General features: G+C 34.0%; 13 protein-coding genes. All 13 read right to left on the bottom strand.

All coding sequences use genetic code 11. The features are described from left to right. Positions 1-137 precede the first annotated feature (137 nt). The gene (locus Q5N74_RS16225; RefSeq protein ID WP_304390047.1) at positions 138-1,010 is read right to left on the bottom strand and encodes an SMP-30/gluconolactonase/LRE family protein; all 873 of its coding nucleotides are present in this window, start codon (positions 1,008-1,010) and stop codon (positions 138-140) included. An 81-nt stretch (positions 1,011-1,091) separates the two neighbouring features. Continuing rightward, the gene (locus Q5N74_RS16230; protein WP_304390048.1) at positions 1,092-1,793 is read right to left on the bottom strand and encodes a ThuA domain-containing protein; all 702 of its coding nucleotides are present in this window, start codon (positions 1,791-1,793) and stop codon (positions 1,092-1,094) included. A 61-nt stretch (positions 1,794-1,854) separates the two neighbouring features. Then, positions 1,855-3,135, bottom strand: coding sequence for a sugar phosphate isomerase/epimerase (locus tag Q5N74_RS16235; protein WP_304390049.1), 1,281 nt, complete (start codon positions 3,133-3,135; stop codon positions 1,855-1,857). 94 nt (positions 3,136-3,229) lie between these two features. Continuing rightward, on the bottom strand, positions 3,230-4,330 hold the full coding sequence (locus tag Q5N74_RS16240) for an endo-1,4-beta-xylanase (RefSeq protein WP_304390050.1): 1,101 nt from the start codon (positions 4,328-4,330) through the stop codon (positions 3,230-3,232). A gap of 130 nt (positions 4,331-4,460) precedes the next feature. Next, positions 4,461-5,798 carry an endo-1,4-beta-xylanase gene (locus Q5N74_RS16245; RefSeq protein WP_304390051.1) on the bottom strand — a complete coding sequence of 446 codons (1,338 nt, stop codon included), beginning with the start codon at positions 5,796-5,798 and terminating at the stop codon, positions 4,461-4,463. Between the two features lie 41 nt (positions 5,799-5,839). Beyond that, the gene (locus tag Q5N74_RS16250) at positions 5,840-7,021 is read right to left on the bottom strand and encodes an endo-1,4-beta-xylanase (RefSeq protein ID WP_304390052.1); all 1,182 of its coding nucleotides are present in this window, start codon (positions 7,019-7,021) and stop codon (positions 5,840-5,842) included. A gap of 23 nt (positions 7,022-7,044) precedes the next feature. Continuing rightward, positions 7,045-9,717: a glycoside hydrolase family 3 protein gene (locus tag Q5N74_RS16255; protein WP_304390053.1), complete on the bottom strand. Its 2,673-nt coding sequence runs from the start codon at positions 9,715-9,717 to the stop codon at positions 7,045-7,047. A 416-nt stretch (positions 9,718-10,133) separates the two neighbouring features. Further along, on the bottom strand, positions 10,134-14,267 hold the full coding sequence (locus Q5N74_RS16260) for a two-component regulator propeller domain-containing protein (RefSeq protein WP_304390054.1): 4,134 nt from the start codon (positions 14,265-14,267) through the stop codon (positions 10,134-10,136). 412 nt (positions 14,268-14,679) lie between these two features. Further along, a complete protein-coding gene (fsa, locus tag Q5N74_RS16265; RefSeq protein ID WP_304390055.1) occupies positions 14,680-15,333 on the bottom strand; it encodes a fructose-6-phosphate aldolase in 654 nt (217 codons plus the stop codon). Positions 15,334-15,346: 13 nt separating this feature from the next. Continuing rightward, a complete protein-coding gene (locus Q5N74_RS16270; RefSeq protein ID WP_304390056.1) occupies positions 15,347-17,371 on the bottom strand; it encodes a transketolase in 2,025 nt (674 codons plus the stop codon). Positions 17,372-17,477: 106 nt separating this feature from the next. Next, positions 17,478-18,794, bottom strand: a complete 1,317-nt coding sequence (gene xylA / locus Q5N74_RS16275) for a xylose isomerase (protein ID WP_304390057.1) — start codon at positions 18,792-18,794, stop codon at positions 17,478-17,480. 148 nt (positions 18,795-18,942) lie between these two features. After that, a complete protein-coding gene (locus Q5N74_RS16280) occupies positions 18,943-20,427 on the bottom strand; it encodes a xylulokinase (protein ID WP_304390058.1) in 1,485 nt (494 codons plus the stop codon). Positions 20,428-20,905: 478 nt separating this feature from the next. Beyond that, the gene (locus Q5N74_RS16285; protein ID WP_369686036.1) at positions 20,906-21,196 is read right to left on the bottom strand and encodes a tyrosine-type recombinase/integrase; all 291 of its coding nucleotides are present in this window, start codon (positions 21,194-21,196) and stop codon (positions 20,906-20,908) included. Between the last annotated feature and the right edge of the window lie 641 nt (positions 21,197-21,837).

Raw genomic sequence — 21,837 nt, forward strand, 5'->3', positions numbered from 1 at the left:
AAAATAGCGATACCCAAAACACAATTGATCGTGGCCATTTTATTCACCGCGAACTTTGGGTTTTCATTATTTTTTACTTCTTGAGAATAAATGTTTTCAAAATTAGCTATATCAAATTTTAGGTTTACTAATTATACTTATCGTACTCCATGCACCGCCATCTCTAAGGTATATACTGAATCCATGGCAGTAATAAAAAGTATTTTTAGTTTCGATCCACCAAAAGTGACATTGGAAGTCCAGTTTTCAGGCACAGCAATATGTTCTATTTGTTCCCCTTTTTTATTGAAAACAGTAACACCTTTTCCGGTGAGGTAAACATTACCTAAGTGGTCTATAGTCATCCCATCAGAACCCATATTTGCAAACAGTTTTCTATTGGAAAGCTTGCCATTCTTTTCAATGGTATAGGAGTAAGTTTTTTTTCCTGCCTCATCGGCAACATAAAGGGTCTTGCCATCGGGAGTACCAATTATTCCATTTGGTTGATCGAAGTTATCGTCTGCGACATTTGTTGGTGTTTTTGTATTCGGAGCTAAATAATACACCCGTTTTGATTTTTGCTGAGGCTCTTTATGTTTCCACCAAGTGCGTTGGTAATAGGGATCTGTAAAATAAATACCGCCTTTAGCATCTACCCAAAGATCATTGGGACCATTGAATTTTTTGCCATCAAAATCAGTAACAAGTACGCTAACTTTTTTATCCACATCAATGCGCCATATTTCATTCTTTTCATCTGCAGCAGCCAACAAATTTCCTTGGTTGTCAAAATAAAGTCCGTTGGAACGACCTGATGGTTTCATATATACCGAAACCGTATTATCAAGGGCATTCCATTTCAAAATACGATCATTAGGCTGATCTGTAAAATAGACATTACCTTCTTTGTCTGAGGCAGGACCTTCTGTAAATTCAAAACCGTCGGCAACTAAATTAAGTTGTGCACCATCAGCAATTATGGATGTATTTTGATTTTTCTGAGCCTTACAAGATATATTTACTATCATTACCAAACTGATGCTAATTAAATTTAGACAATAGTTGGAAGTCTGTTTATTTGATTTAGTTCTCATATATTTTTAATTAAATTAATCGCCTTTGGCCCAATAGATAGCTCCAAAAATGTGATTTAAAAAATTTTTGTCTTTAAACGATTCTGGTTTATGACCTAAAGCAGTATAAAACGATCTTCCTCCTTCATACTCTTGATACCACGAAACAGGATGTTCCTCTCCCATACCTTTTAACGGAATAGCATCATAACCCGCAGTATAATCATAAGAAGTTTCATCAACTGTCAATAGAATATGTAGTTTATCTAAATTCATATTTTCAAAGTTATACCACTCATCAGTACGAAGCCATTTAGTTGGCAGATGCCAAGTTGCTGGAAAATCATGATTCTCAACTTTAACAATAGCGGCTTGTAATTTTGGATGATTCACAAATTTAGCCCCAACAAGACCATCAAACCAAGCATTATCGTTTTCACCATCTGCTGTTCCGTGTATGCCTACAAAGCCACCATCTCGTTTCATAAATGTTTTTAAAGCATCCATATGTTTTGTGGTCAAAAAATTGGCATTGGCGTTCAAAAAAATCACGACATCATATTCTGGTAATTTTTCTATAAGATCATCTGGCCTTTGTGTCCAATCAAACTTAAATTGATTTTCTGCTGCCATTTCTTTGAATGCTTCAACAGCAACAGGGATGGTATTATAATGCCAAGTATCATGTTGGGCAAACAATAAAACACGAAACTGATCTTGCGCGTTCGTTTTAATCATAGTAAGGACACATATAATTACTATTAAATATTTTATTTTAAAAGGGCTCATAATCAAAGGTTTATTTTAATAATTCATAATAAATATATTCCCAAGCTAAACCAACACTAAATAAAGGAGGAAAGCTATAATCTTCAACTTCAGACAAGATATATTTCACTCCAGCTATTTCTTTATAGTTGAAAATGTCCTTGAAATCTATTTTTCCACTTTCTCCTAATTCTTTATAATCTTTTACATGCCAACTAATAAATCGGTTGGGATAGTTTTTAAAATAATCGACAGGATTTACACCTCCCACTTGCATCCAATACAAATCAGATTGAAAATGGACATCCTCAGGATTGGTGTTTTGAAGAAAATAATCATAAATAGTTACACCTTCAACCTTTAAAAATTCATCGGCATGATTGTGATACACAAATTTAAGTCCGTTCTTCTTACACAGTTTTCCAACTTTATTATAATAATTACAATACTCTTGAAGTTCTTTAATGGTCTTAATGCCTTTTAATTTACTATTTGAGGTAGAAAGATATTCAACACCAGCTAGTTTATGGTCTTGTATTGTTTTATTCCACCAGGTTTTTATGGCGACATCATCATTTTTATCTTCAGGATCGAAAAAAGTCATGGAACCTAGAAATTTCATACGTGCTTTTTCTACTACAGCCTTAAATTCTTTCGGACTATATCCATAAAAACGGCCTTCTTTATACACAAAAGTTTCAACATAGCTATAGCCCATTCTACCCAACTGAATTAAGGTTTGTTCTGGTTTTTTAAGCATTTCTTTGTGAACAGAAACGAGCTGAATGCCAATGTTTTTATTTTTAGGATTGTTTTTAATGTATCTAGTTTTCCATAAACTCTTTACATCATTATCAAACCCTTCCAATATAACATCTGTATAATTTTGAAAGTCAAAATCTACCTTCATGGTTTTATTACCATTGAGATCTCTGTCTTGCATCGTCCATTTATTTTCTGAAGTAAACATTCCTTTTCCAGTAAAAAAGGCCCCTTGTGTGTTATGACCAGCAGCAAAAACAGTATCGGTTACAGTATCAAAGCCTATAATTTCATGCAGAATAGGTTTGTACTGATTCTTACTATCTTTTTGTAAAACTTCGACCGTGAGCGAATGATTACTGAAATTAGTCATACTACTCATCTTTATTTCTGGAAAATTTGCAACACTGTCTGAACTAGGACTCATGGCGCTTACCCATTGACCCGAATATTGTCTTAGCCTATCTTTTTGAGAAGATATACTATAATGTTCTTGAGCAAAACCGACAAAAGACTTTAAAACTATAATTAAACACAACACTACTTTCATTTTTCTTATTTTTTATTCATGTAATTACATATTTCGTTTATTCATTTCCATTTTATAAGTATTCCATCCAAATCATTTTTTTTAACCTAATTTTTCAATCTTTTAAACCTTCTAAAAACCCAAAGTAAGCCGGCTTCGGTTGTAACTTATCATCATAAATACTGGGCCAATCTTTCATATTAAAGAAGCCTATAATCCAGGTATCCCTATCAGTAAAATCCCATAATGTAATGCCGAACTGTTGCTTTTTAGGCACTATTTCTTTATACATTTTAATCAAATTTTTATACTTCTCGCCTTGGGCTTGTTTCATTTCATCTGTTAATACACTATAATTTTCAATTCCTCCTAACCTTTCGTCGTTATGTGTATTAAAAATAATGTCGACTTCAGATAAATGTATTTGCAAACCTGTTTCTGCAGCCTTTTTTAAAGAATATGCAATAATTTCATCAGGGATATCCATTCTAATATTCATTTGAAAGCCTATGCCTGAAATAGGAACTCCCTTAGCTTTAAATTCATCCACCATTTTTAATAACGCATGTAACTTTGTGGTATCCCGCTCTATATTGAAATCGTTGTAAAATAATACGGCATCGGGATCCGCTTCGTGCGCATAGCGAAAAGCATTTGCTATATATTCCTTACCCAAATTATTGTACCAGAACGTTTTTCTATATGCGTCTCCTGAAGATTCAAAAGCTTCATTAACAACATCCCATCCTGCTACTTTGCCTTTGTATCGGCCGACATACTTATGAATATATTCCTTCATAAATGTATCCAGCCATAGGCTGTCTTTGGCTCCTTTTTCTTCTACCCATTTAGGCGTACTGCTGTGCCAAATAAGATTATGACCAAAAACACGTTGGTTGTGCTTGTTGGCAAAAGATAAAATGGTATCGGCCTTTTTCCAATTAAACTGGTTTTCTGCAGGCAAGATAGACTGCATTTTCATATCATTCGTAGCTGTAATGCTATTGAAATTTGAAACTTGCAACGCCATTAATCTATCATCATTAATAAGCCTATTAATATTAACAGCAGTACCTATTGGAAATTCTGAAACATTTTTTAGCCCTGCCGCTTCAATTGTTTTTTGGTTAGAATTTTTACATGCTGTACATAAAAACAGGATTAAAACAACTTGTATTACTTTAATTTCAGGGAAATTTTGTTTTTTATATATCATTGAAAAATTATTATTATTATTATTATTATTATTATTATTATTATTATTAGTCTAAAAAAAATGGATTTACAAAATCTTAATTATGAATATCAAGTTTTATAAATCCGTAAAATTAGTTGTTGATTAAACGTTACTTCAAGCCTTCCAAAAAAGCATTGTAAGCTGGTTTTTTAGAATAATCTTCATTAAACATCAAAGGCCAATCTATATGTTTCCAAAAAGCTATTAACCAAGACTCATTATCCCTTACACCCCAAGTTGTTAAAGCAAATTTGTTCGCCAGAGGTATTGAATTGTATATTTTTACGACTTCTTTAAATTTTGCTGCTTGCAAATCGGCTCTAGCAGTCGTTAAAGTTGTTTGATCATTATTAGGATTAGCACGTATATCCAGTTCCGAGAAATGTAATTTTTTTCCTCTTGAAACGGTACCGTCTGCTACGGCTTGAATGCTAGAAGCTGAAGGTTCATTATAAGAAATGTGCATTTGTGCGCCAACACCATCAATCAAACTTCCCAAATTATCAACAAGTGCAAAGATAGCCGCGCGTTTTGTACTGCTTGAAGCGATATTGTAATCATTATAAAAGAGTAATACATTTGGATCGGCATTTCTGGCAAACTGGAAGCACTTTTTAATATAATCGTCTCCCATTTTTTGTCTGAAAATTGAATTTCTTAAAGGGTGTCCTGTGCCATCTTCAAAGGCTTCATTTACAACATCCCACGATCGCACTTTTCCTTTAAAATGATTCAATGTAGTCGTTATATAATTTTCAACCATGGTTTCAAACTCCGCATTAGTCCCTGCAAAATTCTCAACCCAACTAGGTGTAGAACTGTGCCATATTAAAGCATGACCATGAACATTCATACTATTTTCCTGTGCAAATTTCACAATAACATCTCCTGCACTAAAATCGTATTTCCCCAGAGATGGATTCATCTTATCCATCTTCATTTGATATTCCGAAGTTAAGTTATTGAAATCCGCTTTTAGAGTTTCAGTATGCTTACCACCAGCAATTATGTATGAATCTCTGGTAATAGTTCCTACCGAAAAAGTTGTTGCAGCAGACTTTAAGGTCTCTGAACCTCCACCACTACACAAACCGTTAGGGCAAATACCAGTCGCATCCACTTTTATAGTTTTAGTTGCGGTTGTGGTTAAACCATCTTTTACAACTGTTAACTTAATAGTATAAGTACCTGCAGTATCATAACGTACCGTATCCACCCCAGGAGCATCATTTACATTACCTCCTCCTAAGCCATAATCCCAAGAACTTGTAAACCCATCACCAGAAGTAGTGTTTTCCAAAAACAAAAGATGAGAATCTACAGTTGAAATAGTATAAACAAACGATGCCTGCACTTTTATTGGAATTACTGGGTCATCGTCATTTCCATCGCTAGAACAAGCGAATATGCCAAACAATACGATGCTCAGTATTAAAATTTTATTCATTTTCATAATATTTAGGTATCAATAATGTATGGATCTAATTGTTATTTGAGACTCTCTAAAACGGCCTGTCTCGCTAGTTTTGGTGTCATATCTCTATTATATAGAAGCGGATAATTCGTCCTATTTGGTATGGGGTAGTCATTTTTCCAAGACATACCATCATGCATTCCCCAAAAAGTGACTCTATCTATTTTATCGCTGTTCTTTACAAAAATTTCAAATAATTCCTTATAACGATTGGCTAAATCCTGTTCTACGGATTCCGGTAAACTATTTTTATAGGGGTCTAAGAAAGTTTTGAACTCTTCTAATTGAAACTGAGGTTCCATCATACTACGCCCAATAATTTGACCTTCCTTAGTAAGTGGTAATACGTCAACATCTAATTCTGTAATCATAACTTTAACCCCTAATGCAGCATAGGCATCTATAGCTTTTTGAATATATTCATTCTTAGGAAAATTTAAACCCCAATGCGCTTGTATTCCTATACCATCTATTCTAATTCCAGCATCTTGAAGCATCTTGATCATTCGAACAATTCCGTCTCTTTTTTCAGGGCGCCAAGCATTAAAATCATTATAATATAATTCTGTATTAGGAGCAAATTCACTCGCATATTTAAAGGCCAGTTTAACCATTTCATCACCATCACCAATACTATTTACCCATGTGGTCGGCCTATAAGAGCCACCATCATCAATAACCTCGTTTACAACATCCCAAGCATGCACTTTTCCAGCATATCTTCCGGCAACCGCTTCTATATGTTTACGCAATTGCTCTTTTTGTTCTTCAGGAGAATTAGGTGCTCCTTTTGTATTGGTAAAAAACCAATCAGGTGTTTGATTATGCCATATTAACGTGTGACCAATAATATACATGTCGTTTTCTTGACCGAAGGCAACAAAAGCATCTGCTGCTTTAAAATCATAAACTCCAGGCTTTGGATTTACCACCTCTGCTTTCATACAGTTTTCAGGAGTTATGGTATTGAATTCCTTTTTTGCAAGTTGCTTAATAGTATTGTCTTTATCTAAAATATCATTTACACTTAAGGCACTACCTGTTAAAAAATGATTTTTAAAAGCAACCTTTAATCCGATATCTTGATTTCCATTTGGTTCTGGTGAAGGGGTGTTACCATTGGTTGTTTTATTATTGCAGCCAGTTAATGCTGTGCAAATTATTACCAGTAGAATGATTAACAGTTTAAACTTCATATAAAATGTTTTAAGTTATTTATTTAGTTCGTTAAGAACACTTTTTTTGTTAAAACAGATGTAGAACTTGCATTAGCCACACCACTAAAACCAGGCTGCTTACCACCTACACTTAGAAGTACATTTCCAGGTTCTAGTAGTTTTTTTCCTTCGGAATTAATCCACGTATACTGTTCGGCATCTATTTTATATTTTAAAATTTTAGTCTCTCCAGCAGCTAAATGCACTCTATCGAAACTTACCAAGGTTCTAATCGCGTTTTGCTCTTGTTTATCTAAATGTGATAAATAAACTTGAACCACATCATCGCCCGCTACTTTACTTGTATTTTTTATTTCTACTGAAATTTCAATAGCATCTTTAAGCTTTACTTGCTCAAGTATTTTTAAGTTTGAATATTCAAAATTCGAATAACTTAGTCCGTGACCAAAAGGAAATAAAGGATCACCTTTAAAATATTTATAAGTTCTATTCTCCATATTATAATCTTTAAAATCTGGTAAATCTGTTACCGATTTATAAAAAGTTACAGGAAGTTTTCCTCCCGGATTGTAGTCTCCAAACAATATATCGGCAATAGCTTTCCCTCCAAATTCACCAGGATACCAGGCTTCTAGAATAGCAGGAACATTTTCGGACGCCCAATTTACAGCCAAGGCACTTCCATTCATTAAAACAACAATAGTTGGTTTCCCAGTAGCGTGTACCTTTTTCATTAACTCTATTTGATTTTTAGGTAATGAAATTTCAGAGCGATCTCCTTTATCAAAACCTTCCAATTCCACTTCCATTTCTTCGCCTTCAATTTCTGGAGAAAGTCCTAAAAACAAGATGGCAATATCCGATTTATTTACGGCTGCTATCGCTGGCGTTATTAAGTCTTCATTCAATTTAGCCCAAAGTAAATGTGCTTGTGGATCGGACAACACATTGGTATATTCTATTTTAATATCGTATAATTTCCCCTTTTCAAGATTAGTATCGAAATACTTAGTTTTTGGTTCGTATTCTGCACTAAACTCAAAGTAAAGCGAATCGTTTACAAATAATTTAGCATAGCTACTCGCCTTTAAACCTATTCTGTAAGCTCCACTTTCTGTTGGTTTTAATGCTCCTGTCCATCGCACTGAAAAATTATCTGATTTCATATTTTTAATAGGGCGCTTTGGAGTCCAAACAAAGTTAATAACACTATCTATTCTTGTAAACGCAGGCTTTCCTTGAAAGCTTTTATTAGTATAATAATCTGCTTTTAAACCCAATTTTCCTTCTGCATGAAGTACAGAATTAGGAATAGGAATGAATGTTGACCAACCCGAAGCTATATCGCTACCCAAAGCGTAATGTATTTGGGCATTAGGCAATTTGGATTTTATAGCTTTCAATGGTGTAATAAATTGATTGGGGGTACCATGATAATTCCCTAATAAAGCTTGGGTAGAATTTGCATTCGGACCAATTACCGCAATAGATTTCAAATCTTTACTTAGAGGTAATGTTTTGTTTTCATTTTTAAGTAACACCATCGATTCGTGTGCTACTTTTTCCGATAAAGCAAAATGTGCCTCACTCGCTACCACATTATAAGGAATATTAGCCCATTTTACATGTTCTGGATTATCAAACATTCCTAATTTAAAACGCGCTGTAAATAGTTTTTTGACAGCCTCGTCAATAGCCTCCACATCAACAAGATTTTTTAAAACAGCCTCGCTAAGACTTGGATCGTAAACATTTCCGCAGTTTAGTTCCGTTCCATTATTTATCGCCATAGCTGCTGCTTCCGCAGGTGTTTCTACAACACCATGGTGTTCTGGTTGCCAAAAATCATTTATCGCCCAACAATCGGATACCACATAACCATCAAAACCCCAATCGTCACGTAAAATTTTTCGTAATAACATGTCGCTACCGCAGCATGGTACATCCCGATATCTATTATACGCGCACATAACAGAATACACATTCGCCTCCTTAACAGCTGCTTCAAATGCTGGCAAATATGTTTCGTATAAATCTTTATTATTCGTTTGGTAGTTATCTTGATGTCTCGATTTTTCTGGACCACTATGTACTGCAAAATGTTTAGCAGTGGCAACCACTTTTAGATATTTACCATCGTCGCCTTGTAAAGCATTAATATAATTAACACCAATTTTACTGGTTAACAACGGATCTTCGCCATACGTTTCTTGACCTCTCCCCCAACGTGGGTCTCTAAAGATATTTATATTGGGTGTCCAAAATGTTAAACCTTGGCCCATACGTCTTTTTCCTTCCTTTAAAAATTGATGATGTTTAGCTCTAGCTTCATCTGAAACCGCTGTCCCCATTTCAAAAATTAAATCCGGATTCCATGTTGCTCCCATACCTATAGCCTGTGGAAAAACGGTTGCTTCTCCTGCTCGAGCCACGCCATGTAAACATTCGTTCCACCAATTATACTCAGGAATCCCTAATCTATCTATTGCTGGAGCATCATATCTTAATTGAGATATTTTTTCCTTTAAAGTTAAGCGAGAGACTAAATTGTTTACCCGTTGCTCTATTGAAATGGACTCATCTTGAAATTCATAGGAGATTGTTGTTTTTTGTGCTTTACAAGACCACAAAGTACAAGAACACACTAAAGCCAGTGCTAAAACATTTTTGTTTAAAAATGAATTGTTTAATGTTTTAAATTTGTTATTTATCATATGTTTAAAAAAAACTAAAAAGCATGACTAAAATGAAAAGCATAAAACATACCAACGCTATTTCTGCTATTAGTTTTAACCGTGTTTTGCAATGTTTCATTTTGAAATTCTATTATTGTGAAATCAAATATAATGGACTAATATTTTTTTCAATAGAACGCATTAAGCAAACAGTAAGAATTTTGTTGCGATTATGGGTGAAAAATCGTGTTTTACACCATTTGACATAATAGATGCTACATTTTTCATATAAACAAACACTACTTTAAAACGTAGATATCCATTTAAAAAAAAACTTTATTCATGTTAAAATTTAATACTTGTATGGCAGACTTTAAAAAAAGAAACACATAAAAATAACGCTATAAAAAGCGATTTTTTATGTGATTTCTTAATTAGCTGTAAGTAACTATTTTCTAAAACTCCTCATCCTTTACTTTAACCTCGGTAGGAAGAATTCCGAATTGGGCTTTAAAACATTTTGTAAAATAAGAAGGCGAAGAAAACCCTATTTTATAACAAACTTCACTAATATTAGAATTTCCAGTTTCAAGAATTTGTTTGGCCTTTTGAATACGTATTTTTCTTAAAAACTCATTTACCGTTTGTCCTGTAAGCGATTTAATTTTTCTATAAAGCTGACTTCTACTTAAATTTAACTGCGATGCCAATACCTCTACACTTAAATCGGAATCACTCATATTTTCACTAATATAGCTTAACACTTTCTGTATAAACTCCTTATCAATTGATGTCGTTCCCGCTTGTTCCTTGCCACTAATGTCCCCAAAATACTTATCAAATATTAACTTTCTACTTGTTATCAATTGTGCCAAACGTAGTTTTAATAAGCGCATATCAAATGGTTTCACCATATAAGCATCGGCACCGTAACCAATACCCTCCATTCGGTCGTCAATTCTAGTTTTGGCAGTTAGCATTAATAACGGAATATGGCTCGTTTTTATATCTGTTTTTATTTGTTTACAGAACTCAAACCCATCCATTTCAGGCATAATAACATCGGTTAATATAATATCTGGAATCGTTTTTTTTGCAATTTCTAAACCTTCTTTACCATTACTAGCAACTAATATTTTATAATGATTTTTTAATTCACTTTTTAAATATTTTCTAAGTTCAACACTGTCTTCAACAATAAGTAATGTACTAGATATATTTCCATTTGCTTGACTGCTATCTACTTCCGAAGGTTCTAGAGCAGAATTTAGTATGAATTTTTCCTTTTTAGCCGTTTCTGAAATAACTTGAGGCGCTAGCTGCTCTTTGGTAAAATGCTCATTACCAGCTGGCAACAAAATTCTAAAAATGGTTCCTTTGCCTACTTCACTTTCAACCTCCACTTTTCCTTTATGAAGCTTAATAAAACTTTGTACAACTTCTAAACCAATACCTGTACTGCCATAATAACCTTTATTTAAAGTTTCAATTTGATAAAAACGCTCGAAAATTCTACTTATTTGATCTTTTTCTATTCCTGGTCCTGTGTCTGATATTCTAATTTCTAATGCTTTACACGGATTTTTCTCATCAACCAAAGGAAATAAAACCAAATCGTCTGTCGATAAGATATCGGCATTAATAGCGCCACCATCTGGCGTTACCTTAATCGCATTGGATAGAATATTGAAAATTATTTTTTCTAACATGCTCACATCTGCCCAAACTGGTAAATGGGGCACATCGGAATCCATTGAAAGATAAATATTTCGGTTGGAAGCTTCTTCTTTAAAATAGGCAACAACATCTTTTGTTAAACTAACAAGATTAAATTCTGAGGCTCTAATATTAACTTTATCGAGCTCTAACTTTCTAAAATCCATAAGCTCGTTTATCATTCTGTAAAGTCTATCCGTATTTCGATAAATAATATCTAATTTATCTTTAACCGTAAAAGGAAGACTTAAAGTTTTGTCTCGTAAAATGTCTTGCAACGGGTTAATTATTAAAGTAAGTGGCGTTCTAAACTCGTGAGAAATATTGGTAAAGAACTGAATTTTCCTCTCATTTAATTGATCTTCCTGAACACGCTGTATGCGTTCGTTTTTAATAGTCTCCCGCTCTTTTATTCGAGATTTAGTCATTTTATTCAAAAGATATAAACCCATGAAAAATAACAAAATATAGCATACCATGGCTACATTAGTTTTCCACCAAGGTGGTAATACCGTTATTTTAAGTGTTAGTGGAGTTTCATTCCAAACACCATCATTATTTGCTGCTTTTAATTTAAAAGTATACTCGCCATAATCGAGATTTGTGTATGTGGCGCTTTGTAAATTACCAACATAATTCCACGATTTCTCAAAACCTTCTAAATAATAAGCATATTGATTTTTCTCTGGTCTTGTGTAATTAATTCCAGTATATTCAATAGTAAATACAGTTTGTTGATAATTAAACTCCAAACTTTTGGTTTCCGTAATCACTTTAGTAAGTGGGCTGTTATCCTGATTTGGAACGACATCCTTATTGAAAATTTTTAATCCTGTTATATACAAAGAAGGCACAATAGAGTTAACCTCTATTTTTTTGGGATTGATATAATCTATGCCTTTGTAATTACCAAAATAAAGAACGCCTTTTTCATCTTTTAGCGTGGCATTGAAATTAAAATCGTCGGATAGCAATCCATCGTTAGACGAAAAACTTGTTACTTTATTAGTATCAATATTTAATTTAGAAATACCTGAATTACCAGTTAACCAAATGTCACCAGCATTATCTTCAATAATTCCAGTGATATTTTCTTCCAATAAACCTGTAGTTTTATTGTACCATTTAAATTTATTAGTTTTTTTATTATAACGACAAAGCCCTGCTCCGCGCGTTCCTATCCAAATGTATTGATTAGAACACTGGTATAGCGACAGAATATGATTGGCACTTTTTTGGTTATTTAGAGCCTGCGACATCTGATCTTCTAATGAAGTAAGCTTTACTTGCCCATTTTTATCTTTAGTTATTTTAAAAAGACCTGCTGTGGTACCAAACCAAATAACATTATCATTATCTACCAAAATTTTTCTAACATCGGTAGTTGCGATATTTTCAAATGCACCAGAATTGTAATTTTTAAGCACCTTTGTTTCTGGATTATAAGCATATATACCAGAGTAAAATGATCCAATCCAAATAATGCCATCCTGGTCTTCTGTTATTGTTAAAATAGCATTTGAAATTAGAATGCCTTTTGAGTTTTCAACATTAATATTTTCAAAGTTGTTTTGTCCTTTTTTAAGAACATACAAACCATTATCCCAACTTCCTGCCCAAACATTTTCTTTACTGTCAATAAATACGGTTTGGATGTAATTACTTGTTAAACCCGAATAACTCTCGGAATTTGATAAATTTATATGGCTAAATTTTAAACTTTTAGCGTCTATAACATCGATACCTCCACCGTCCATAGACACCCAAAGCTTATTGTTTCCATCTTTAACGATGCCGGTTACAGAGCCCGTTTGTAACGAGTTTACATTACTTGTTAAACTTTCAATGTTACCAAATTTATCATAGAGTTTATCGCTTACAGCAACACCACTGTTGTAGTAACCAAGCCATATTCGCTCCTCCTTATCTAAAAACAAAGACCATATTGAGTTTGAAAGAATGCTATTTTCATCTCTTTTATGATACACATATCTCTTTATAAGTTCTCCGTTTGAATTAAGATGAAAAAGTCCATCATTTTCCGAACCAATTAATATGGAATGGTCTGGCAATTGAATAATTGCAAGGATGCGTTTGCTACTTATTTCAAAATTCGAAAATTGCGTTATCGTATCATCTTCTAGTTGATACTTAACGATACCATTTCCATAGGTTCCTGCCCATAAATCTTTATTTGCACTTCGTTTTAGAGTTTGTATTGGTAGATTAAAATTGGCACCGCTACTATTATGCGGTTTTCTAATCTTGTTATTCGAATAATCTAATACACGAAGTCCCACACTGGTTCCTAAAAAAACCGTTTTATTACATATTTCTATGGCATTTATAGCAGCATATCTAACTCTATCAATTACCCTTATAACCTTGCGTGTTTTTAAATTTAATAAAAACAAACCTGCTCCTCTGGTGCCAATTAAAAGATTCCCACGATCGTCTTCTTTAATACTTAATACAGAAATGCCTATTTCATCGCTTTCACCAATAGGTATTTTTTCAAACTGATCTAAATCTCTATTGTATAAATTCAAACCAGCTTCTGTACCAATCCACAGTTGATTTTTTTTATCTAAAAAAGAAGAAAAAACGAGGTTGCTACGTAAGGAGTTAGGATCTTCAACTTTAAACTTATAGGATGTATAATTAATTCCATCAAATTTATATAAGCCCGATCCGTTGGTACAAATCCACATAAACCCATGATGATCTTGTGTCATAGAATAAATACCTACTTTTGAAATACCTTCTCTGATATTTACAAAATTAAAATCTTGGGTAGCTGTTTGTGACCAAAAATTTAAGCTTAAAAAAAAGCTGAAGAATATTAAAAGATTAGTACATCTTTTTAGTTGCATACAGTTACATTTTATTTAGGACTAAAGTTAACATCTTTTGTTATAATAATAAGATCCATTTTTAAACCATCTTCTATCATAAAGAAATATAAGATAAATCCTCCTTTTTTTGGATCTAAAAATATGATTTTTGTTGCATTACAATGATAATCATTTTCACGCTGTACCTAAAATGGATGTATAAGATGAATACACAAATACTGAATGCGTATCAAAATCGAAAATAAACTAAGTCAAATTTAAAGCCTATAAGAAATGAAGCATTAAGTATAACAAATGTCTCTTTTAAAAGATAAACTATGCGATGTAGTTAACATGCGATCATTTCATAAAACAAACAACCCCTTAAAAACGGATTGCGTTTTTAAGGGGTTTATACCTAAAATCGGTAAACAAAGTACCGTACTTATCTTTAATTTCCTTTTTGATAATCCAATAGAAATTGAGCCAAACCACTATCTGTTAATGGGTGTTTTAACAATCCTGTAATGGAGCTTAAAGGACCTGTCATGACATCTGCACCTATTTTCGCACAGTTAATGACATGCATTGTATGACGAATGGATGCTGCTAATATTTGTGTTTCAAAACCATAGTTATCATAAATCTGTCTAATCTCTGCTATAAGCTGCAATCCATCGGTTGAAATATCATCTAAACGTCCTAAAAACGGTGACATATAAGTCGCTCCAGCTTTTGCAGCTAAAAGCGCTTGCCCTGGTGAAAATACCAAAGTAACATTGGTTTTAATGCCTTTATCTGAAAAATATTTACATGCTTTAACACCATCTGCAATCATGGGCAATTTTACCACAATTTGAGGATGTAAAGCAGCTAATTCTTCACCTTGTTGTACCATGCCTTCAAAATCGGTTGCAATAACCTCTGCTGAAACATCGCCATCAACAATATTACAAATATCTACATAATGCTTTAAAATATTTTTAGCGCCAGTTATGCCTTCTTTTGCCATTAAGGATGGGTTTGTTGTAACGCCATCTAAAACGCCTAAAGCTTGCGCTTCCGCAATATCACTTAAATTTGCTGTATCTATAAAAAATTTCATTCTTTCTAATTTATTATTTTAATAATTCTGTTACTTGTTTAAAAACGTTTTCTCCTGTAAATCCGAATTTCTCATCTAACACCGTAGCAGGTGCCGAGTACCCAAAATGATCCAAACCAAATACTTTTCCATTAGCACCTACCAAACCTTCTAAGTTTACAGGTAAGCCTGCAGTTAAACCAAAAGCCGGTTTATTTGTTGGAATAATACGTTCTTGATATGCTTTTGATTGCAATCTAAAAACACCTTCTGAAGGAACCGATACTACTTTTGCTTTTATGTTTTCTCTTTCTTCTAATAACTTAGCTCCTTCAATTAAAGTAGCTACCTCTGAACCATTCGCTATTAAAACAACATCTGGATTTTCAACCTCTAAAACGGTGTAACCTCCCTTTTTAGCATTTAATGCTTCTTTGTATCTCGACGTTGTTGCAGGAAGGTCTTTTATCCCTTGACGCGATAAAATCAACCCTGTTGGTGTTTTATCATTTTGCAACGCCATTTCCCAGGCAACATTTGTTTCGGCAGAATCTGCAGGACGTAGTGCTGTAAAACAAGGATCTCCACTATGATTTTTCAATTTCTCTAACAAACGAATTTGAGCTTCTTGCTCTACTGGTTGATGCGTTGGACCATCTTCACCCACTCTAAAAGCATCGTGTGTCCAAACATATTTTACAGGTAATTCTTGAATAGCACTCATTCTAATTGCTGGCTTCATATAATCTGAAAACACAAAAAATGTGGCTACTACAGGAATAACACCGCCATGTAAAGCCATCCCATTTGCAATGGCAGCCATTGTTAATTCTGCAACGCCTGCTTGTAAAAAGGCTCCTGAAAAATCGTTCTTTTGCATAGCGTGTGTATGTTTTAAGAAGCCATCCGTTTTATCAGAGTTTGATAAATCGGCTGAAGAAACAATCATGTTTTCCACATTTTGAGCCAAATAGCCCAACACATTTGCTGAAGCTGCTCTGGTTGCTAATCCTGGTTTATTAACGACAGATTCAAAATCTAAATCTGGTAATTTCCCTGCTAAAAAACCATCCAATTTGGTTGATAATTCTGCATTTGAGGCTCTCCAAGCTGTTATTTCTGATTTTTTCACCGCTGCTGCTGCTTTTTTATTTTCTAAAAGTGTTGCATAAAAAGCTTCAACATCGGCATATTTTGCAAAAGAATCATTGACATCAGCCCCTAAGTTTTTTAAAGTTTCCTTAAAATCAGCGCCTGTATGGCCAATAGGTTGTCCATGCAATTCACAATGACCTTCCCACATTGCACCTGTTTCGGTAACACAACCTTTACCCATAATGGTTTTACCTATTATTAAGGTTGGCTTGTCTTGCTCGTTATTAGCGTCTTGTAATGCTTTTCTAATGTCATCGTGATTATGACCATCAATAGTCACCACGTTCCAACCCCAAGCTTCGTATTTTTTAGCAGTATCTTCAGAAGTAACTTCCTCAGTCATCGTTGACAATTGCACATCATTCGCATCATAAAACATGATAAAATTGTTCAATCCTAAATGACCTGCAATACGTCCAGCGCCTTGTGAAATTTCTTCTTGTACACCACCATCAGAAATAAAACTATATACTTTATGATTCATCCAATTTCCAAAACGCGCCCCTAAAAACTTAGCTGCAATCGCTGCTCCCACTCCCATAGTGTGCCCTTGACCTAAAGGTCCAGACGTATTTTCAATACCTCTTTTAACATCAACTTCTGGATGACCTGGCGTTACAGAACCCCATTGTCTGAAGTTTTTTAAATCTTCTTTTTTATAATTACCCAATAAATAATATTGCGCATATAATAAGGTTGATAAATGCCCAGCATCCATAAAGAAACGATCTCTAAATGGCCATGACATATCGCTTGGATCAAAATTTAAAAATTCTGAATACAGAATATGCATAAAGTCAGCTCCCCCCATTGGCCCACCTGGATGTCCAGAATTTGCCTGTTCAACCATTGAAATAGCTAATGCTCTAATATTATCGGCTGCTCTTAAATTAATGTTACTCATGTTTTATTATTTATAAAATATTATAATTTATCTTGAATCAAATGAATTAACTCTATCATAATTTATGATAGAAAAACCTCACTAATCCTACTACAATCTATTGGTTTTATATATATTGATTAATGATGTTTTCGAACAATTCTTGCTTACCACTTTGTAATTTCAATTCTCCGTTCTCCTGAGCAATCATATATAAATCTTGAAGATTTAATTTTCCTGCTTCAAAATCTTTTCCTTTTCCAGAATCGAATGATGCGTAACGCTCAGTTCTTAGTTTGTCATATGGAGAAGATTTGATAATTTTATCGGCAATCAATAAAGCCCTTGCAAAAGTATCTGCACCTCCAATATGTGCGTGGAACACATCATCCATATCGGTTGAATTTCTTCTGATTTTCGCATCAAAGTTGACGCCACCACCTTGTAGTCCACCTGATTTTAGAAACACTAACATCGCTTCAGTTGTTTCTTGAATGTTATTTGGAAACTGGTCGGTATCCCATCCATTTTGGTAATCGCCTCTGTTTGCATCTAAACTCCCTAACATACCTGCTTTGGCCGCAGTTTCAATTTCGTGTTGGAAGGTGTGTTGTGCTAAAGTAGCATGATTCACCTCAATATTGATTTTGAAATCTTTGTCTAAACCGTATTCTTTTAAGAACCCAATAGCAGTCGCAGAATCAAAATCATATTGATGTTTAGATGGCTCCATAGGTTTTGGCTCGATAAAGAAATTTCCTTTAAAACCTTGAGCACGCGCGTAATCGCGACACATCGTTAAAAACTGGCCCATGTGGTCTAATTCACGACCCATATCGGTATTAAGCAACGTCATATAACCTTCACGACCGCCCCAAAACACATAATTTTCACCATTTAAAGCGATGGTTGCATCTAAAGCTAATTTTATTTGTCCACCTGCTCTTGCAACTACGTTAAAATCGGGATTGGTTGAAGCACCGTTCATATATCGAGGGTTTGAAAAACAATTCGCCGTTCCCCATAATAATTTCACTCCTGAATCGGCTTGTTTCTGTTTTAGATACTCTGTAATGGCTGCCAATCTACTTTCTGATTCCGCAAATGTTTTACCTTCTTGGATTAAATCGAAATCATGGAAACAGTAGTAATCAAATCCCATTTTAGTAATAAATTCAAAAGCAGCATCTGCTTTATCTTTGGCTGCCTGAATGGCATCTGATGATTGATCCCAAGCAAAATTTTGCGTTCCTGGGCCAAATGGATCGCTCCCTTGTCCGCAGAAGGTATGCCAATACGCCACCGAAAATTTAAAATGATCGCGCATGGTTTTTCCAGCCACCACTTGATCGGGATTGTAGTATTTGAATGCTAGTGGATTGTCTGACTCTTTGCCTTCAAATTTTATTTTGTTTATGCCTTTAAAATATTCTTTTGTTGCCATTTTTAAAAGTATTTATTATTTATATAGTTTTTAATTTTTTAGTTTATCACCCGCGTTAGGGATTGTAGAGGAAAGCCCACAGCCCGACCAAAGGAGGTGCGAGGACTTGTAACGGAAAGCCCGACCCTTTTCGGGTAACGCCCAAATGTTATTTATTTAATATCAGTTCTAATTCATTTTTCCAATTTTGATAAGCCTCTAAATAAGGAACCTTGTCTTTAAAAGGCATAAAGGTCATGACGTGGTCATTATCCATGATGGCTTTTCCAAAAGTTTCAAAATCACCTTTATGTAAATCTGCAGCCCTTGCTGCCCCTATAGCTCCGGTGGTATTGTAAATTTCTATTTCCTGTCCTATTAATGTTGCTACCGTATTGGCAAAAATTTCCGAACGGAACAGATTGTCGTTTCCTGCCCGAATCACTTTTGCTTTGATACCATCAGATTTCAATATCTCCATACCATATACAAAAGAAAATGCGATACCTTCTAAAGCAGCACGACACATATGCCCTTTATGATGATTATTGAGATTTAGATTAACCATACGCGTGCCTATTTCTTTATTATTTAGCATACGTTCTGCACCATTACCGAAAGGAATTAAACACACGCCATCGGACCCTACAGGGATTTCTGAAGCCAGCGTATTCATATCTTCATAAGAGCCTACGGATAAATTATTAAGCAACCACCGGTACTGAATACCTGCGCCGTTAATGCACAGTAATTTACCTATTCGAGGTTGTTGTCCTTTTTGGTAATTAACATGTGCAAAATTGTTAACCCGTGCACTTTCTTTAACAGATAAGCTATCGGTTACAGCATACACAACGCCAGATGTACCGCCTGTTGCTGCCACTTCGCCCGGGTTAAAAACGTTCAGGGATAAAGCGTTGTTAGGCTGATCTCCAGCTCTATAATAAATAGGTGTTCCTGCAGCAATACCACTTTCTTTTTCCCCTTTTTCATCTACTACGGATTGCAAGCCAAAAGTTTCCACAATATCAGGAACCAAGGCTTTATCTATGCCGTAATGTTCTAATAGAAAATCTGCGACTGAATCATTTTTGAAATCCCAAAATATGCCTTCGGATAAGCCAGAAATCGTCGTATTTATAACATTTGAGAACCTATAGGCTAGATAATCACCTGGCAACATAAATTTGTATATGCGCTTATAAATTTCTGGTTCATTATCCTGTACCCATTTCAATTTTGAGGCTGTAAAATTTGCAGGCGAGTTTAATAAGTTGGAAGTACATGTAGCTTCCCCTATTTCTGTAAAAGCAGTATTCCCTATGTCTACGGCGCGACTATCGCACCAAATGATACTTTTGCGAAGTGGGTTACCCCCTTTATCAACAAGCACCAAGCTGTGCATTTGATACGAAATACCAATGCCTTTAATTTGATTTCTTGTTATATTGTGTTGCTTTTTAATTTTTGTAATGGCTTTACATGCATGATGCCACCAATCCTCTGGTTTCTGTTCTGCCCAGCCATTCTTTTGGGCGAACATACCCATTTCTTCTTTGGGCTCTTGAACAACACCCAAGCTCTTGCCGTTTGAAATTTCAACTAACGCCACTTTAATTGACGAACTTCCTATATCTATTCCTAAATAATACAATTTATCGCGTTTTATTTTTTAATTTTTTATCTATTTCTCTAGATTACTAGGTTAATTTTTAGTCCTCTAATCTATTAAACCCTGTATTCCAATTACAGGTATTTAAATCGCTAAATCTGTGTCCTAATTATTGGATTTACAATGAAAGCAAATTAGCATGTATAGTAAATAAAGCAAAAAATACAAGGAAAATGTAAGTCGTTATTTCTTGTTTGCTTTAGTTAGAATATCAATAAATACTAGGGGTAAAATTACATTTAAAGCAAAAATAGAATTGTAACAAATCAAGCATTTTATATTACAAATGGCGCAAAAACAAATGTTTTTCAACTTTGTAATACCATGATTTTATTCTTGATTTTAAACTATGGAAGGCAACGAATTAAAAATATAAAATATTTTGATTGAAATATGATTCATATAAATTGATCACTAAACCTGTTAATAATGCCATCTTAAACATTAATCCTAACCAGTTTTAAAAATCTCTAACCCTACCTAAGGGTTCCTCAGTCTGGTTTTGTAAAAAACTAAACTGATAAAGTATGGTCGTAGTCACTGAAGAATGTCTGTATAGTTTTTGCAACATTTGAATAGGTAATTTATCTCCTGAAATATTACCAAAACTATGGCGAGCGATATGCATACTGATTTTCTTATCTATACCGCCTTTTTCAGCCACTATCTCTATGCGTCTATTAAAATTTCTAGTTGTAGTTTTTATTCTAGTTCGAAATAATCGGTTGTCATCAATATCGACACCTTCAATTACTTGAACAAAAACACCAACTCTTCACTCCTTTCCAACTTAGCTAAAATCATTAAAACTTTTTTAGGCACTCATAAAAACACTAAATTATCGTTTTTGTTCATTCGATAATATAACCTATGTATAAAAAAGTAGTTTTTCTATCCTTTGTGATTCTTATTGCAATAGGAAATAAATTCTAAGAATTTTGATTTGTCCTAATTACTACTTTAATTGATGCAATAATTGATACAAACTTATGTGTTTAGTATATATAAAAAGCTTCAGGTACAACATAGGTACAACATTTGGTGATATCATTTGACATCAAATACCATCACGAAATAATAAAATATTAAAAATCAGCATTATACAGGGTGTTTTGGTTGGTTTTAACATATAATGATTAGAGTTCATAACTCGGAGGTCGGGGGATCGTGCCCCCCTCTCGCTACTTGTAAACACTAGGAAAGTCAGGAATTTTATTCTTGACTTTTTTTATTTTGCTAAAACATTTGCACTTTTTCCCATAAAAAAACACCCCAAATAAGCGCAAACCGCTATAAATTTAATGAACAATTCATACTAAAAATTAGTGGAGGTCGTTTTATATAGCTTGTCATAATTGAAATAAATAATAACTAGATAAATTAATGTTCACT

Origin of the sequence: Mariniflexile sp. AS56 (assembly GCF_030552475.1) — a bacterium.
GTDB lineage: Bacteria > Bacteroidota > Bacteroidia > Flavobacteriales > Flavobacteriaceae > Mariniflexile.

Bases quoted from the DNA above. Each gene is read 5' to 3' on its own strand.
- Q5N74_RS16260 (WP_304390054.1), bottom strand. From the start codon at position 14,267: ATGCAACTAAAAAGATGTACTAATCTTTTAATATTCTTCAGCTTTTTT.
- Q5N74_RS16270 (WP_304390056.1), bottom strand. From the start codon at position 17,371: ATGAGTAACATTAATTTAAGAGCAGCCGATAATATTAGAGCATTAGCT.
- Q5N74_RS16250 (WP_304390052.1), bottom strand. From the start codon at position 7,021: ATGAAGTTTAAACTGTTAATCATTCTACTGGTAATAATTTGCACAGCA.
- Q5N74_RS16235 (WP_304390049.1), bottom strand. From the start codon at position 3,135: ATGAAAGTAGTGTTGTGTTTAATTATAGTTTTAAAGTCTTTTGTCGGT.
- Q5N74_RS16245 (WP_304390051.1), bottom strand. From the start codon at position 5,798: ATGAATAAAATTTTAATACTGAGCATCGTATTGTTTGGCATATTCGCT.
- Q5N74_RS16225 (WP_304390047.1), bottom strand. From the start codon at position 1,010: ATGATAGTAAATATATCTTGTAAGGCTCAGAAAAATCAAAATACATCC.
- Q5N74_RS16255 (WP_304390053.1), bottom strand. From the start codon at position 9,717: ATGATAAATAACAAATTTAAAACATTAAACAATTCATTTTTAAACAAA.
- xylA (WP_304390057.1), bottom strand. From the start codon at position 18,794: ATGGCAACAAAAGAATATTTTAAAGGCATAAACAAAATAAAATTTGAA.
- Q5N74_RS16230 (WP_304390048.1), bottom strand. From the start codon at position 1,793: ATGATTAAAACGAACGCGCAAGATCAGTTTCGTGTTTTATTGTTTGCC.
- Q5N74_RS16240 (WP_304390050.1), bottom strand. From the start codon at position 4,330: ATGATATATAAAAAACAAAATTTCCCTGAAATTAAAGTAATACAAGTT.
- fsa (WP_304390055.1), bottom strand. From the start codon at position 15,333: ATGAAATTTTTTATAGATACAGCAAATTTAAGTGATATTGCGGAAGCG.